This window comes from Erythrobacter sp. W36 (assembly GCF_057364935.1).
Genome location: NZ_CP200281.1, coordinates 178,080 through 192,685 on the forward strand (window position 1 = coordinate 178,080; position 14,606 = coordinate 192,685).

Below are 14,606 nucleotides of genomic sequence, written 5' to 3' on the forward strand. Positions count from 1 at the left end.
CCAGCATGGCTGACCAGGAGGGAAAGATGGATCCTGCGCGCAGACAATCGCGGGTTACCAGTTTTGACGTTGCAGAGCGGGCGGGCGTGAGCCAGTCGACGGTGTCGCGCGCGCTATCGGGCTCTGCCGTGATCAGCGAGGCCACGCGCAGCCGCGTGCTGGAGGTGGCAAGCGAGCTTGGCTATTTCGTCGACGAACGCGCCGCGCGGCTGAGGCGCGGGCACACCGGCACTCTGGCAGCGGTGGTGATCACCAAACCGGGCGGCAATGCCCGCGATGTGAACCCGTTTTCCTATGCGCTGCTGGGCGGGGTTTGCGCCGCAGCGGCGGAACGCGGGCTGGAAGTGCTCGTTTCGCTGCAAGGCGATGAGGACAAGCTGTTTGGTCACTATGTGGAGCGCGGCCAGGCCGAGGGCTTGATCGTGATCGGCACCACTCTGAACCGCCCGGCATGGGACTATTTCCGCGGGATTGGCGAGACGAGCGAGCTGGTCGCCTATTGGGGCTCGCCGCTAGGCGATCTTGACTGGGTTTCGTCTGACAATGATGCGGGCGCGCGCATGGCGGCGGAGCATTTGGCCGAGCAGGGCTGCACGAAGCTTGCCTGTATTGGCTCGCGCGGCGGCACGCAGCGGCAGTTTGCTGAGCGCGCGGACACGTTTCTCGCCCGCGCCAAAGAGCTCGGCCTTGGGGCGCAACTGGTTGAGATAGGCGATGAAGACGACCGCCATGACCAGGGCCGCGCGGCGGCGGAGCGGATGCTCGCCGATGGCTTTGCGACGGATGGCGTGTTCGCGGTGTGCGATGCGCTGGCCTTTGGCGTGCTGGAAGCGCTCAATACGGCGGGCCGGAAGATGCCCGAAGAGATCAAGCTGATCGGATTTGACGGTTTGCAGGCGGGCGAATTGTCCAGTCCTACGCTCACCACGATTGAGCCGGACTTGGATCAGGCAGGGCGCTTGCTGGTTGAGGCCGTGACCTCTGGCGGGCCGCATTCCGGGATACGGCGAGTGCCGGTGAGGTTGCTGAAGCGCGGGAGTTCTTGATTGAGCGGCGTTTGATTAGGCCATAGCCACCCGCACCCTCCACCCTTCCACCCGGAGCCTACCGGGATACCATCCGGGTGGAAGGGTGGAGGGTGCGGGTGGCGTGGTCAGAAAGAGGAGCCCTAAACCCGCTTCACGTCCACTTTCGACGATAGAAACCGCGCCGGGCCGAACGTCGTGAGGAAACTCACATCGGCCGCATCGCGCCCAACGCCGATGATCGCGATCTCCGATGGTTTCGCCATGCCGGTCGCATCGACCAGATGCCATGCGCCGCGTGCTGGCTCATCAGGATCGGCGAGAAACACCTCGGCCACGGCATGAAAATCCTGCGGGCTGACGTCAGGGCCATAGCAGGCGATGTAGCGCGCCGGGATCAGTGACGCTCGCGCCAGCGCGATCAGCACATGCGCATAGTCGCGGCACACCCCTTGGCGCGCGACGAAGCTGTCAGCGGCGGTGGTTTGCTCGCCGCTTGAACCCGGCTCATATTGCATATTGTCCGCCAGCCAGCTTGCAATCGCAGCAATCCGAGCGCCTCCCGATGTGCCGGAAAACTCTGCCTCGACGAAGTTCTGAAACGGACCGACCGAGCAATAGCGCGAATCGAACAGATATTGCGCCGCCTCGCCGGTGATGGATCTCGCGGCCAGCTGAGGCAGGGCAGAAAGCTCAAACGCGGCGCGCTGGGTCTCCACCTTGGCGCGGTAAGTGGTCTCGAACCGGCCATTGCTGCTCACCCAAATGCGGGTGCCGATTCCGTCATGCGCGGGCACCCGCGTGCTCGCCGCTTTGTCTGTCAGTTCCACATTTTGCGAGAGAATCCGCTGACCCGGAGCATCAGCGACCTCAAACTGCAGCAAGGCATCGCCCGGCTCGTCAAATTGGAAAGTGAAGGTCGCTTGGATGTCGAGGGGCATAGGTCACTCAAGTTTGGGAGGCACATTTGTTCCTCAAACACGCGTTTTTTGCGCTCTTTCAGGTCCAATTGTCCCATCTGGGATATTCAGCCAGCCCGCCTCTGCTTCTAGCCCGCGCCCAGCAGCCACAACCAGTGGCCGTTTTGTCCGGGGAGGGCAAATGTTCCTACCGGAATAGATGACAGGGGTTCGTATCCATGAAGAAATTTTCCATCACCGCCGCCGCTATGGCCGCGCTCGTTATCGGCCTTGCCGCCGCGCCCGCTCCAGCAGAGGCTGGTCCGTTCGATAAGATCACCAAGAAGGTGAAGAAGGTCAAAAAGAAGGTCGATCAGGCCGAGGACGTCGTCGAGACGGTCGACAATGTGCGGCGCGGCGGATCAGGCGGCGGCTTTGCCAATCGCGGCAGCACGTCCAACTCACCGCGCAGGGCGCGGCCTCCTGGCCATGTCGGCGGCGCAGGCGCGGCTCCGGCAAAATACACTGGCCAGCTGCAATGTGCGAACCTGGGCCTGGGCAATGCCTTTGTCGGGCGCGAGGGCACTTACACTTTTAGCCAAGGGATCAGCACGGAGGAGCGCACTGGCCTGACCGAGCGCACCAATGTCAGCCCGCAAAACGGCTGTTTCTTCCCCGGTCTCGCAGTTGGCGATGTGCTCTATGTCGAGGTGGACGCAGCCAAATATAAGAAATACGACTACAAAATTCAGTGCGTTTCCTATGATGGCTCTGAGCAGCTCGACAATGTCCACGGGCCAAAAATCAACAATTACAAGGGTAAGGACGTGATGCTGCACAGCGGCAATTCGCTCGGCTTTACGCCGACGGCGAGTGGCAGCAATTCCAGCCGCTCTGGCGCCTATGACAAATATCTCGCCAAGCGCGGGCGCCAGATGATCACGTTCAATTTTGCGTCTTTGCACACCGATAAATCAGGCACGGACTTCTATTGCCAATGGTTCGACAAGAACTCTGGCAAGAGCGCGGTGGCCTTTGCCTATCGCCGCGGTCCAGCGGGCTAAGCGTTTCAATCATCCAAATCAGCACAGGAATTTTCTACTCATGAAAAAGACTTTCACCATTTTCGCCGCCAGCGTTCTCGCCATCGGCACTGCGCCAGCGGCGATCGCGCAAAGCTCCTCCAGCGAAGTTTCTAAGAGCGGCTCTTGCCCCACCGGCTTCAAGGCTTCGGGATCAAGCTGCAAATCATCGAGCAAAGTTGCGCTTCCCAAAATCGGTTCATGCCCAACCGGCTTCAAAGCCTCGGGAAACTACTGTGTCGGCGGTAAGGGAGATTATGCAGAAATCCGCGATGGTAGCTGTCCAAGCGGAACGAAGACCTCAGGCAAATATTGCGTGAAGTGATTTTCCCCAAACTGCGACCCTTGGGGAAAGGGCCGCGTCTTTTGCGAGGCGCGGCCCACATTCCCCGGCCATATGGATGCTGATGCGCGGGCACGCTTCAACTTGGCGAAAACCATTTTGCAGCTATGAGGCGAGGCTTGATGGCTGACGAACGCGAAACCTATGTCGATCGCATTATCCGCGATGCCTATGCCACCATGGGCAAGCCTGAACGCGTGCTTTCTTTGTTGGAGCAAGGGGAGCATCATTTTGAGGCGGGACAGGAGGATGTGGGCAGCGCCGATCAGCATTTCGTCGAAGCGGGCGAGCTGATTGATGAGGTCTCGACGTTGACGGGCAGCGATTTTGCTAATTTCGTGCTCCCTGATGTGTCGCCCAGCGGGGCGGAGCTGGTTCTAGATCGCTCCCAAAGGCTGGTTTCCTTCGACCCAGAGGTCTTTTGCGGGCCAGAACTGGAACGCGGCCATCCAGCACCGGATTGGCTGTGGGATCCGGCGGAGCGCAGCGAGGATTTGCGCCGCATCCGAGAGACGAAATCGGGCAGTTCGACCGGTTTTCTCCGGCTGTTTACCGGGCCCGATGATGATCAGGGCCGCTGGTTCAATGTCGAAGCTGGCGCAGAGGCGCAGGCTGAGCATGTTCATTTCAAGCTGATCCAGTTTCGCTGGCAAGAGGCGAGCGGCAATCGTTTTCGCGAAGCGCTCGGCCTGACTGAAACCGAGCTCGCTCTGACCCGGCATTTGGTATCGGGCGGGAACGTGCGGAGCTTCGCTGAACAGCGCGAACGCTCGGTCGGCACAGCTCGCAATCAGCTAAAGGCGCTGCTGCGCAAGCTGGCGATCAATTCTCAGCAAGAGCTGCTGATGCTTTACACCGGCTTTGCCCATTCCCTGCGCCTGATCGACGAAAGCGAGGGGCCAAAACGGCATTTTTGCAGCCGGATCTTTCACGAAGAGGATGGAGACCGCATAGCGTGGGAGGAACACGGCGATCCCAGCGGCGATCCGGTGCTTTATTTCCATCCCTTCTTTGAGGGCGCATTGTTCACCGCTGAGCAGGATGCAGCCGCGCGCGAGGCAGGGCTGCGGATCATCGCCCCGTGGCGTCCGCTTTCCGGTGAAACAACTGGCCGATCAAAGCGGATCGAATTGGTGCGAGAATTTGCGCGCCAGCTTGATCCCTTCCTTGAGGCGCAAGGCATCACTGAATGCGCCGTGCTCGGCGCCACGGCGGGCACGCCCTTCGCCCTGGGATTTGTTCAGGCGACGCGAGTTAAGGTGAGCGGGCTTGTACTGGCTGGACCCTTGGTGCCGTTCCCCACCTGGTCGGACATCGGCATGGTCGATATCGGATATCGCCGGGCGGTGCAGATGACGCGGATGGCACCGGCCTTCGCGCGCATCTATATCCGCGCGACCTTGGCGGGCTCGCTGCGCGGCGAATTTGATAAGTTTATCGACGATTTTTACCGCTCCAGCCCGGATGACCGGGCCTATTACAAGCGGCCTGAAATCCGCGAGATGATCCGCCAATCGGGCACTTACACCTTTGTGAAGACGCTGGACGGCCCGACCGAGGGCGTGATCATCGAAGCGTTTGACTGGAGCGAGCTGTGCCGCGACATCGCGCCGCCTGTGACCTTGGCGATCGGCGCAAATGGCGGTTTTGTCAGCCGCGAGAATTATGAGAAATTTGCCGACCAATATGGCTTTGCAGTGGATACAGAATTCCGCCGCTCTGGCCAGCTGGTGATGCATGATGACCCAGTCCGAGTGTTTGCGCATTTGCGGCGCAAGATAGGCTAACAGCCCCTTTCGTTTCAGAATAAGTGCGCTAGCTTGGCCTCTCGCGATTCTCGCGAACAGGGGAGGGCGCTTTGGCTGTTTGTCCGTATTGTTCTGGTGGTCAGATCGACAATGGCTACCGCGACTGCGCCAGCTGCGGCGGATCGGGCCAGGGCAGCCATATGAACCAGGCTTGCATGGCCTGCGGCGGCAGCGGAACGGGCGCTCGCGATACGATCACTTGCTGGAATTGCCACGGCGCAGGAACTGTGCCTGACCCATCGCCCGTACGCGGCTCTGCGCCAGCAAAACGCGGGGCGAAGCCTGCCAAGGCGCGGCAACAGGCCGCCGCTCACAGCTCGGCCAAACAATGGAGCGCAGGCAATTACATATTCTTTGGCGTCACTTACCTGCTCTCGCTTGGCTATCTTTCAGATAACTCAGAGCTGGAGGGATGGCCGCTCTATCTCGTGCCTTTGATCCCTGCGGGGATCGTCGGATCTTATTGGAAGCAGCTGTTCGTGATCGCGCTGATCATTGGCGGCCTCTACATCTGGGGCTCAAGCCAGAATTAGCGGCTTAGCTTTGCGCGATTACGCCGAATAGGTCGTGCGCATCGGCCTCTTCAATCACCGCGGTGACGATATCGCCTTGAGCAACGTCCGCCGGGACGTTGCGCAAATGCACTTGGCCATCGATTTCAGGCGCATCAGCCTGAGACCGTCCGCTTGCGCCGATATCGCCGTCTTCATCAGGCTCGCCAACTTCGTCGATGATCACCGGCAAAGCGCGGCCGACTTTGGCGGCTAGCTTGGCAACGCTGATCCGCTCGGTGACTTCCATCAGCCGGGCATAGCGTTCTTCCTTGATCGCCTCTGGCACCGGATCGGGCAGGGCGTTGGCCTGAGCGCCTTCAACCGGCTCAAACCGGAAAGCGCCCACGCGGTCGAGCTGAGCCTCTTCCAGCCAATCGATGAGATATTTGAAATCGTCTTCGGTCTCGCCGGGGAAGCCGACCACAAAGGATGAGCGGACAGCGATGTCTGGGCAGATATCGCGCCAACCCCGCAGCCGCTCAAGCACTTTGGCCTCGTTCGCCGGGCGCTTCATGCGCTTTAGAACCGAGGGCGAAGCGTGCTGAAACGGGATGTCGAGATAGGGCGTCAGCAGCCCCTCGGCCATCAGCGGGATGACCTTGTCGACATGCGGATAGGGATAGACATAGTGCAGGCGCACCCACGGCGTTTGGCCCGATTGCGTGCGCAATTGGCCAAGCTCGCGGGCGAGGTCTGTCATGTGAGCGCGCGGCTCGCGGCCCTTCCAGGGCTTGGTTTCGTGACGGGTGTCGACCCCATAAGCGCTCGTATCCTGGCTGATCACCAACAGCTCGTTCGTGCCGGCTGCGACCAGTTTTTCCGCCTCGCGCAGCACCGCGTCAATCCGGCGGCTCGCAAGCTTTCCGCGCAAATCCGGGATGATGCAGAACGCGCAGGAATGATTGCAGCCTTCAGAGATTTTGAGATAGCTGTAGTGGCGCGGGGTCAGCTTAATGTCTTGATCCGAAGGCTGAGGGATCAGGTCGATAAACAGCCCTTGGCTGGGCGGGGCGTGCTCGTGCACGGCCTCCACCACTTGCTCATATTGATGCGCGCCAGTGACCGCCAGAACTTGCGGGTGAGCGGCGCGGATTGCGTCTGCCTCTTCGCCCATACAGCCCGTCACGATAACGCGGCCGTTCTCGCTGATCGCCTCGCCAATCGCGGCCAGGCTCTCTTCCTTCGCGCTGTCGAGGAAGCCGCAGGTGTTGACCAGCACCACGTCCGCGCCGAGCATAGTCGGGCGACATGGCATAGCCATCGGCGCGTAGCCGCGTGAGGATGCGTTCGGAATCGACCAATGCCTTGGGACAGCCGAGCGAGACCATGCCGACGCGTTTCTGGTCAGCCACAGGCTTTGGCGATGCAGTGGAGGTGGGGGCGTCTGTATTCATATCTGGCCGCGCCCCTACACGCGTTCTCTGTGTTGTGCCAGTGCCGCCCGCGCCCTCCACCCTTCCACCCGGAGCAGTTTCCGCTAAAATCCGGATGGAAGGGTGGAAGGCGCTGCCTTCCGCAAAGAAGGAGGGGAACAATGAACCTGTTGGATGTGAATTGGCTCGCGGTGTTTCTCGCCGCGCTCGCAGGATTTGTGGTGGGCGGCATCTGGTATGGGCCGGTCATGGGCAAGAAATGGATGGGCGCTGTCGGCCTAACCGAAGAGCAGATCAAAGAAGGCAATATGGGCCTGATCTATGGCGGGGCGTTCGCGTTCTCGCTGCTCGCCAGCTGGACGCTCGCTCATACCTTCCACTCATACGAAGTGAATGATGTGGAGCTCTCGGTCGCAGTCAAAGTGGTGACGGCTTTGGGCATTGCCTTCGGCTTTATCGTGCCAGCATTAGGCACCGCCTACCTGTTCTCGCAAAAGGGCAAAGCGCTGTTCTTCATCGATGCGGGCTACTGGCTGCTGTTCTACACCGCGATGGGTTTCGTGCACGCATACTTGCCGTGAACGCGCGCCAATTCAGTTCGGCTTAGTGCCCGTCGCCTTTGGTCTCGCCATTCATGCTGGGGACGATCTCAACCACGATATCGCCCGGCTGCAAGTTTTGGCATTCGTCTTCCCAAAAGCCGATTGCCCGGCCGCCGCGATAGACGCGCAGGCCGCGCCCGCCGGTGCCCAATTCCTCGATTGAGCAGCCGCATTCTTCCTCGGTCACGACCCGCTCGACCAGCTGGACCCGGCCAGTGACAGAGGCGAGGTCGGCGAGATAATCGGAGATATGCGCGCCGCGTGCAGAGCCAGCGAGCAGCAGGCCGGTGAAGCGCACGGGGTTGATGACATTGTCCGCGCCCGCTTGCCGCGCCAGCAGTTCGTTATCATCGGCGCGCACGACGACACTGATCGGAACCTTCGGTGCAAGGTGCCGCACGGTCAGCACTATCAGGATTGATGTGTCATCCCGGCCAGCGGACACCAGCACGGATTGCGCTGTGCTCACCTGAACCGCGTTCAAAGTCTGGTCGCGGGTCGCATCCGCGTTCATCACGTTGACGCCCAGCTTTTCCGCCTCAACCAGCCGGTCTTCGCTCGGGTCGACGACCACGATATTGCTAGGCTCCATCCCGCGCTCGATCAGTTCGGTGACGCTTTCAGAGCCGGAAACGCCAAAGCCGAGGACGATGACATGGTTCGAGAGCTTCTCTTGAATGCGGTTCATGCGCCACTTCTCCCAGCTGCGCTTGATGATGAAATTGTAGGCGGTGCCCACAAAGATGAAAAACACGGCAAAGCGGATTGGGGTCACGATCACCGCCTCGACCAGCCGCGCGCGGTCCGTCACCGGGGCGATATCGCCAAAGCCGGTGGTGGTGATCGAAATCATGGTGAAATAGACGATGTCGAGAAAGCTGACTTCGCCATCGACGCTGTCGACCAATCCGCCGCGATCGAACCAGTGGATCATGACCACGATGGAAATGAGCAGCAGCGCCAGACCCAGTCGGATGCCCAAATCGCCCCACACCGGGATTTTGACCGCGCGTCTTAGCGGGCGAAAGCCAGACTTGCGCCGCTTTTGCGTATCCTTGGGAAACAATGTGTCGAGTTGTTTGGCCATGCCCCGTCCTGCGCCCCTATTCGGCGAATTTCCCCGCTAGAATGTCGAGCGACGAATAATGCGTCAAATCAAGCTGCAAAGGGGTAACGGCAATGTAGCCATCGTCAATCGCCTCGAGGTCCGTGCCGTGGTCGAGCGTGTGCTCTATGGCGTGTAGGCCGAACCAGAAATAGCGGCTGCCGCGCGGGTCGCGCCCCTCGACAATGCTGCCCCGCGAGTAATCGTGAAAGCCCTGGCGGACCACGCGAATGCCTTTAATCGCATCAGCTTCGAGCGGCGGGAAATTCACATTGATCAGCGTGCGCTCAGCAAATTGCACATCAAGCAAGGGCTTGATCACCTTTGCGCCCCATTGCCGCGCGGCGGCAAAGGCATCGGCGCTTTCCATGCTCTCGCGCGAGTAAACCTGAGACAAGGCGATGGAGCGAATGCCCGCAAGCGCGCCTTCGATCGCGGCGGAGACGGTGCCCGAATAAGTGATGTCATCGCCCAGGTTTGCCCCGCGATTGACGCCGGACAGGATCAGATCGGGCGGGCCGTCCATCACCTCGCGCAGGGCCATCATCACGCTGTCGGTCGGCGTGCCGGTGACGGCATATCGCCGCTCGCCAAACTGCTGCAGGCGCACCGGCTGGTTAAGCGTCAGCGAGTGGCCAGCGCCAGATTGTTCCTCTGACGGGGCGCAGACCCAGATGTCGTCTGAAAACTGACGCGCGAGCTCCTCCAGCACCTCAAGTCCGGGCGCATGAATACCGTCATCATTGGTCAGCAAAATGCGCATTAAGCAGCGGGCTCCAACTTGGTCACGCCGCCCATATAGGGATGCAAGACCTCTGGAATAAGAACGCTGCCATCGGCTTGCTGATAGTTCTCCATGATCGCCACCAGCGTGCGGCCCACCGCGAGGCCGGAGCCGTTGAGCAGGTGGAAATATTCGGTCTTCTTCTCGCCTTCGGGGCGGTAGCGCGCGTTCATCCGGCGCGGCTGATAGGTGCCGCCATCCGAGCAAGAGCTGATCTCGCGATACGCACCCTGTCCCGGCAGCCAGACCTCAAGGTCATAGGTCTTCATCATATTGCCCATGTCGCCCGCGCACAGCTCCATCACCCGGTAGTGCAGGCCAAGCTTTTGCAGCAGGCCCTCGGCAATCGAGGTGATCCGCTCGTGCTCTTCGGCGGCGTGTTCGGGCAGGGCGGCGCTGATCAGCTCAACCTTTTCAAACTGGTGCTGCCGGATGAAACCGCGCGTATCGCGCCCAGCCGCGCCCGCTTCCGCGCGGAAGCACGGGGTGAGGGCGGTGATCCGCATTGGAAAATCGCTCGCTTCAAAAATCTGCTCGCGGAACGAATTGCCCAGCGTCATCTCCGAGGTGGAGATCAGCAAATGCCCCTCTGTCGTGCGGAACAGGTCTTCGGCAAATTTCGGCAATTGTCCGGTGCCATAGCCGGACTCTTCGCGGATCAGCAGCGGCGGATTGCATTCGGTGTAGCCATGCTCACCGGTGTTGGTGTCGAGCATGAATTGGCCCAGCGCGCGGTGCAGGCGGGCAATATCGCCGCGCAGAAAGGTGAAGCGCGCACCAGAGATTTTCGCTCCGGTCTCAAAGTCCATACCCAGCGCAGGGGCTATGTCGGCGTGTTCCTGCGGCTCGAAATCAAACACCGGCTTCTCGCCCCATTCGCGCAAATAGACATTGTCGTCTTCGCTTTCCCCGTCCGGCACACTGTCGGCCAGCACATTGGGCAGGACGAGCATTGCCATTTTCAACTTTTCGCCCAGCTCGCGGTCTTGCTCTTCCAAGGCGGGCAGCGTCTTTTTGAGCTCGCTCACCTCAGCCTTCAGCGCTTCGGCCTTTGCGGTGTCACCTTGGCCCATCGCTTGGCCGATGGCTTTGGAGGCTTCGTTGCGGCGGCTTTGCCCCTCTTGCAGTTTGGTCGCGACCGCGCGGCGTTCTTCATCCAGCGCCACAATGCTGCGCGCAACAGGTTCATGCCCACGGCGCGCCAAAATGGCGTCAAAGGCGTCGGGGTCGTCTCGGATAATTCGAATATCGTGCATGGGGCCAGCCTATGCCCGCTTGGCTGGCCAAATTCCAGTGCATATGCGGACAAGTGCTCTGCCCTAGGTTGCGCGGGGGTTCAAACCGGCTAGACCAAGGGCCTGACGTCAGATCAGCGCTGCGGGGCAATCGCGGCGAACAGGGGCAAAAATAGAGGGTTACCTCATGCAGCACGGACGGGTCGCGCCTCCGCAAAGAACCGCATTTATCGCTGGGCTAAACCGCCTGCTGAGCGCAGGCGAGCGAACGGGTATTCTGGCCCCGGCGCGTTTCAGCAAAGATGCACTGATGGAAGCGGCGGCGCGCAAGACCGGCCTCAGCGATTTTGGCGATCCATGGTTTGAGCGGCCCTTTGAAGTGCTGTTGGATGCCGTGCTCGGCGAGGCGCGGCTCAATCTGGCGGGCCAGCATAGTGCGGTGCAGCAATTCAACAAAGTGCTGACCGACCGGCTCTGGGCGCAGCAATGGTTTGACCGCTTCCCGGAAATTCTGGAGCGGCCAATCCCGCGCCCGGTGGTGATCGTCGGTCCCATGCGGTCGGGCACCACGCGGTTGCACCGTCTGCTGGCGAGCGATCGGCGCTTCACCCATATGCGCAGTTTTGAAACGATCAGCCCGGTGCCGCGCCCGGATTTTGAAGACGTGCTGGCTGGCAAGGCGAAGGATTTTCGCCCGGTGCTCGCGAGCCGCGTGATGAAAGTCGCGCGGGCGGCCAATCCGCGCACGCTCTCGATCCATCCCACTGGCCCGTATGAGCCAGAGGAAGAGCTCGGCCTGCTCGTCTCCAGCATGTGGGGAATGAAGCACGATGCGCAGTGGCAGGTGCCAAGCTATTCCTCGTGGTGTGCCGCTGAAGATGCGACGCCGGCTTACCGCCATCTCGCCAATCTGCTGCGCTTGATCGGCTGGTCACAGCGGGCCTCTCCGCTGCGCCCGTGGATATTGAAGACACCGCAGCACATGCTGGATCTGCCCGCTTTGCTGAACGTGTTTCCCGACGCGCGCCTGATCTTCACCCACCGCGATCCCAGGAGCCTGGTCGGCAGCGCCGCCTCGCTCGCCTGGAACCAGACGATCATCTATTCCGATTCTGTCGATCCAGCCCGCATTGGGCGAGATTGGCTGGCCAAGACAGAGCAGCAGATTGAGCGGATGCGCGCGGCGCGTGAGGGACTTGATCCAGAGCGCATGATCGATGTGCAATATGAGGATATGGACCAGGATTGGCGCGGCGAAATGGAACGCGTCTATCGCTTCCTCGATCTCGATATGGCTCCGGCAGAGGCCAAGATGGCGGATTATCTGGAGCGCTCAAAATCGCTGAAGCGCCATCCACATGTCTACCGGCTGAGCGATTTTCACGTGAGTTCGGATGAGGTGGCGGAGCGCTTTGCCGACTATGTACGCGCCTTTGATGTGCCGACCAGCGGCTGGGGCGAAAGCGCGGGGCCTCGCATGGGCGCAAACGCAGCAACGGCGCCGATCCAGAGGGAACGACGCCGCCGATTTGGTTGAGCGTTGCCTCGCAAACCACTCGCGATTTGACGCGGGCCATCTGCGTTCCCACCTAAGACCCCATGACAAAACCGGATTTAAGCGAAGCAGACGTTAGCGCGATCATCGAAATGGCGCTTAGCGATCACATCAGCTTTGCCACCATAGAGACCGAATACGGCTTGTCTGACGCGCAGGTGAAAGAGCTGATGCGCTCATCGCTCAAACCCTCCAGCTATCGCACCTGGCGCAAGCGCGTGCGCCGCTTTGGCGATCGCCGGGAGACGTATAAATAGGCGCGCGTGCGCGCACCTGAGAGCGCTCTCTAGTCCGTGAACAGAGCCTTCAGCATTGTCAGAACACCTTGGCCCTTGGTGCTTGATGCGGCGCTGGGCGTGGCAGGGCATTCGAGGCAATAGGCCTGAACAGCCGGCGGTGCCGGACAGGCGCTCGACATCGCTGGCGAGCCGGCCGAGCAAAGCGCCGCGTTCCCGCGCGGCCATCGCGAACAGATCGCCGCCGCGCGCGCCGGAGGTGTCCGGGCTGGAGCTGGTGAGCATCTGACGGATCAGCGAATCGTATTGCGCGGTGCCGGCGCCGAGGAAGCGCGGACTGTAGCCGTCTTCCTCAAGTTCAGCCTCGGCTGCGACCCAGGCGAGCGCCTCTTCAAGGCCGCCGAACTGGTCAACCAGCTTAAGCTGACGCGCGGTGCCGCCGTCCCAGACGCGGCCTTGCGCGATCTCATCAACGCGGGCCGTTTCCATCCCGCGCGCTTTGGCAACGCGGCCAAGGAAATCGGCATATGTGTCTTCGATCGAGGCCTGCAGGATCGCATCAACTTCTGGGGTGAGGCCGCCGACGAGGTCAGGCTGGCCCGACAAAGGCGTGGTGCGATAGCCATCGGCGTTCACGCCGTATTCTGCCGCCGCGTCCTCAAAGGTTGGCAATACGGCAAAGACGCCGATTGAGCCGGTGACCGTTTCTGGCTGAGCGAAAATACGGTCGCCTGCGGTGGCGACCCAATAGCCGCCGCTCGCCGCGACATTGGCGAATGAGATCGCAACCGGAATGTCTTTTGCGCGGTGGCGCTCAATCGCAAGGCGGATCTCTTCGGATGCCAGAACAGAGCCGCCGGGGGAATCGACGCGTACGACGAGACCGGCGAGGTCATCATCCAGCGCTTCGTCGAGGATGCGGGCGATCCGGTCTCCACCAGCGGTGCCAGGTCCGGCATCGCCATCAACGATTTCGCCAGCGACGGTGACAACACCGATGGTCTTGCCAGAAGCGGACGGGGTAACGTCTGCCAGGAAGGGCGCGAATTCGGCCGTTGCATAGGCACCAGGTTTCTTGCTCCATGCGTCTTCACCGGCGAGTTCAGCCACGCGTTCACCAAAGGCAATGCGATCGCCCAGCTTGTCGACCAGGCCAGCGTCAAGCGCGGCCTTGGCCAGATCGCCTTGTGAAGAGGTGACCCATTCGACTGGATCGCTGGTGACCCGTTCAAGGTCGAGCGAAGGGCGGGCTTTCTTGACGTTGGCTTGCCATTCTTCCCACATCGCGCCGTACAATCCGGCGAGGTTCTCGCGCGCGGCGTCGGACATGGAATTGCGAGAGTAGGGCTCAACCGCCGATTTGAACGTGCCGACGCGGTAGATGCGGGCGTTGATGTTAAGCCGTTCGAGCAGGTCGCCGTAATAAAGGTTGCTGCCACCCGGGCCTGCGATCACAGCGCCGCCCAGCGGATTGATCCAGACCTCGCTGGCATGCGCGGCCAGATGCATGTGATCATCGCCGTAGCCGAGCGCGTAGGTGAGCACTGGCTTTTCCGCCTTGCGAACGCGGTCCATCGCCTCACCAATGGCTTGCATATGGACCTGACCGCCGCCGACGAACGAGGAAAGGTCGAGCACGACCGCCTTGATCCGCTCGTCCGTGGCCGCTGCATTTAGCGCCGTGACCAGATCGCGGGATTGGTGCTCGGCGACGGGCGCCTGCCCGCTGAGGAAGGTTTGCAGTGGGTCAATCTCAGAGCGTTCTTCGACGACGAAGCCATCAAGCTCGATCAGCAGCGCTCCCTCGCGCACTTGGCCCGGGCTGGGGCGGGCAGAGAGCACCGCGAACAGCGCCATGAAAAACAGCAGCATGAAAATCAGCACCAGCCCGTCTTTGACACCGACCAGCAGTTTCCAAACCTTGCCCACAAAACTCATGAATTTTCTTTCAAATAGCCTGGCCACCCGCGCCCTCCACCCTTCCACCCGGATTCTCCCCCGGTAT

Annotated in this window: 13 protein-coding genes and 1 pseudogene; 8 read left to right on the forward strand and 6 right to left on the reverse strand. The window is 61.1% G+C overall.

Annotated features, from left to right (window positions below; all coding sequences use genetic code 11):
- Positions 1-5 precede the first annotated feature (5 nt).
- Positions 6-1,046: a LacI family DNA-binding transcriptional regulator gene (locus tag AC0V6U_RS00795; protein WP_472644344.1), complete on the forward strand. Its 1,041-nt coding sequence runs from the start codon at positions 6-8 to the stop codon at positions 1,044-1,046.
- Between the two features lie 122 nt (positions 1,047-1,168).
- Here the strand turns inward: AC0V6U_RS00795 and AC0V6U_RS00800 are convergent, their stop codons facing one another.
- On the reverse strand, positions 1,169-1,966 hold the full coding sequence (locus AC0V6U_RS00800; RefSeq protein WP_472644345.1) for a transglutaminase-like domain-containing protein: 798 nt from the start codon (positions 1,964-1,966) through the stop codon (positions 1,169-1,171).
- A gap of 197 nt (positions 1,967-2,163) precedes the next feature.
- Between AC0V6U_RS00800 and AC0V6U_RS00805 the strand changes: the two genes are divergently transcribed.
- From AC0V6U_RS00805 to AC0V6U_RS00820, 4 genes are all read left to right on the forward strand, one after another.
- Positions 2,164-2,988 carry a hypothetical protein gene (locus tag AC0V6U_RS00805; RefSeq protein ID WP_472644346.1) on the forward strand — a complete coding sequence of 275 codons (825 nt, stop codon included), beginning with the start codon at positions 2,164-2,166 and terminating at the stop codon, positions 2,986-2,988.
- 40 nt (positions 2,989-3,028) lie between these two features.
- Positions 3,029-3,331 carry a hypothetical protein gene (locus AC0V6U_RS00810; protein WP_472644347.1) on the forward strand — a complete coding sequence of 101 codons (303 nt, stop codon included), beginning with the start codon at positions 3,029-3,031 and terminating at the stop codon, positions 3,329-3,331.
- Positions 3,332-3,471: 140 nt separating this feature from the next.
- Positions 3,472-5,136, forward strand: a complete 1,665-nt coding sequence (locus tag AC0V6U_RS00815) for a bifunctional helix-turn-helix transcriptional regulator/alpha/beta hydrolase (protein ID WP_472644348.1) — start codon at positions 3,472-3,474, stop codon at positions 5,134-5,136.
- Positions 5,137-5,207: 71 nt separating this feature from the next.
- Positions 5,208-5,690, forward strand: coding sequence for a hypothetical protein (locus tag AC0V6U_RS00820; RefSeq protein WP_472644349.1), 483 nt, complete (start codon positions 5,208-5,210; stop codon positions 5,688-5,690).
- 4 nt (positions 5,691-5,694) lie between these two features.
- Here AC0V6U_RS00820 and rimO read toward each other — a convergent pair.
- Positions 5,695-7,105, reverse strand: a pseudogene (gene rimO / locus AC0V6U_RS00825) (30S ribosomal protein S12 methylthiotransferase RimO).
- Positions 7,106-7,245: 140 nt separating this feature from the next.
- Here rimO and AC0V6U_RS00830 point away from each other — a divergent pair.
- The gene (locus tag AC0V6U_RS00830; RefSeq protein ID WP_472644350.1) at positions 7,246-7,665 is read left to right on the forward strand and encodes a DUF1761 domain-containing protein; all 420 of its coding nucleotides are present in this window, start codon (positions 7,246-7,248) and stop codon (positions 7,663-7,665) included.
- 22 nt (positions 7,666-7,687) lie between these two features.
- Here the strand turns inward: AC0V6U_RS00830 and AC0V6U_RS00835 are convergent, their stop codons facing one another.
- From AC0V6U_RS00835 to serS, 3 genes are read right to left on the reverse strand one after another with little or no spacing between them, the layout of a single operon-like run.
- The gene (locus AC0V6U_RS00835; protein WP_472644351.1) at positions 7,688-8,773 is read right to left on the reverse strand and encodes a potassium channel family protein; all 1,086 of its coding nucleotides are present in this window, start codon (positions 8,771-8,773) and stop codon (positions 7,688-7,690) included.
- A 16-nt stretch (positions 8,774-8,789) separates the two neighbouring features.
- Positions 8,790-9,554: a 5'/3'-nucleotidase SurE gene (surE, locus tag AC0V6U_RS00840; RefSeq protein ID WP_472644352.1), complete on the reverse strand. Its 765-nt coding sequence runs from the start codon at positions 9,552-9,554 to the stop codon at positions 8,790-8,792.
- Positions 9,554-10,831: a serine--tRNA ligase gene (gene serS / locus AC0V6U_RS00845; protein ID WP_472644353.1), complete on the reverse strand. Its 1,278-nt coding sequence runs from the start codon at positions 10,829-10,831 to the stop codon at positions 9,554-9,556. The genes surE and serS overlap by 1 nt, the downstream gene beginning before the upstream one ends.
- Positions 10,832-10,997: 166 nt before the next feature.
- Between serS and AC0V6U_RS00850 the strand changes: the two genes are divergently transcribed.
- The gene (locus tag AC0V6U_RS00850) at positions 10,998-12,347 is read left to right on the forward strand and encodes a sulfotransferase family protein (protein WP_472644354.1); all 1,350 of its coding nucleotides are present in this window, start codon (positions 10,998-11,000) and stop codon (positions 12,345-12,347) included.
- A 62-nt stretch (positions 12,348-12,409) separates the two neighbouring features.
- Entirely contained in the window at positions 12,410-12,622 is a 213-nt protein-coding gene (locus AC0V6U_RS00855; protein ID WP_472644355.1) for a TIGR03643 family protein, read from the forward strand.
- Here the strand turns inward: AC0V6U_RS00855 and sppA are convergent.
- The gene (gene sppA / locus AC0V6U_RS00860) at positions 12,542-14,539 is read right to left on the reverse strand and encodes a signal peptide peptidase SppA (protein ID WP_472644356.1); all 1,998 of its coding nucleotides are present in this window, start codon (positions 14,537-14,539) and stop codon (positions 12,542-12,544) included. The two genes, AC0V6U_RS00855 and sppA, sit on opposite strands and share 81 nt — an antisense overlap.
- Positions 14,540-14,606: the final 67 nt, after the last annotated feature.

Bases quoted from the DNA above. Each gene is read 5' to 3' on its own strand.
- AC0V6U_RS00855 (WP_472644355.1), top strand. From the start codon at position 12,410: ATGACAAAACCGGATTTAAGCGAAGCAGACGTTAGCGCGATCATCGAA.
- AC0V6U_RS00810 (WP_472644347.1), top strand. From the start codon at position 3,029: ATGAAAAAGACTTTCACCATTTTCGCCGCCAGCGTTCTCGCCATCGGC.
- sppA (WP_472644356.1), bottom strand. From the start codon at position 14,539: ATGAGTTTTGTGGGCAAGGTTTGGAAACTGCTGGTCGGTGTCAAAGAC.
- serS (WP_472644353.1), bottom strand. From the start codon at position 10,831: ATGCACGATATTCGAATTATCCGAGACGACCCCGACGCCTTTGACGCC.
- AC0V6U_RS00850 (WP_472644354.1), top strand. From the start codon at position 10,998: ATGCAGCACGGACGGGTCGCGCCTCCGCAAAGAACCGCATTTATCGCT.
- surE (WP_472644352.1), bottom strand. From the start codon at position 9,554: ATGCGCATTTTGCTGACCAATGATGACGGTATTCATGCGCCCGGACTT.
- AC0V6U_RS00800 (WP_472644345.1), bottom strand. From the start codon at position 1,966: ATGCCCCTCGACATCCAAGCGACCTTCACTTTCCAATTTGACGAGCCG.
- AC0V6U_RS00805 (WP_472644346.1), top strand. From the start codon at position 2,164: ATGAAGAAATTTTCCATCACCGCCGCCGCTATGGCCGCGCTCGTTATC.
- AC0V6U_RS00815 (WP_472644348.1), top strand. From the start codon at position 3,472: ATGGCTGACGAACGCGAAACCTATGTCGATCGCATTATCCGCGATGCC.
- AC0V6U_RS00835 (WP_472644351.1), bottom strand. From the start codon at position 8,773: ATGGCCAAACAACTCGACACATTGTTTCCCAAGGATACGCAAAAGCGG.
- AC0V6U_RS00795 (WP_472644344.1), top strand. From the start codon at position 6: ATGGCTGACCAGGAGGGAAAGATGGATCCTGCGCGCAGACAATCGCGG.
- AC0V6U_RS00830 (WP_472644350.1), top strand. From the start codon at position 7,246: ATGAACCTGTTGGATGTGAATTGGCTCGCGGTGTTTCTCGCCGCGCTC.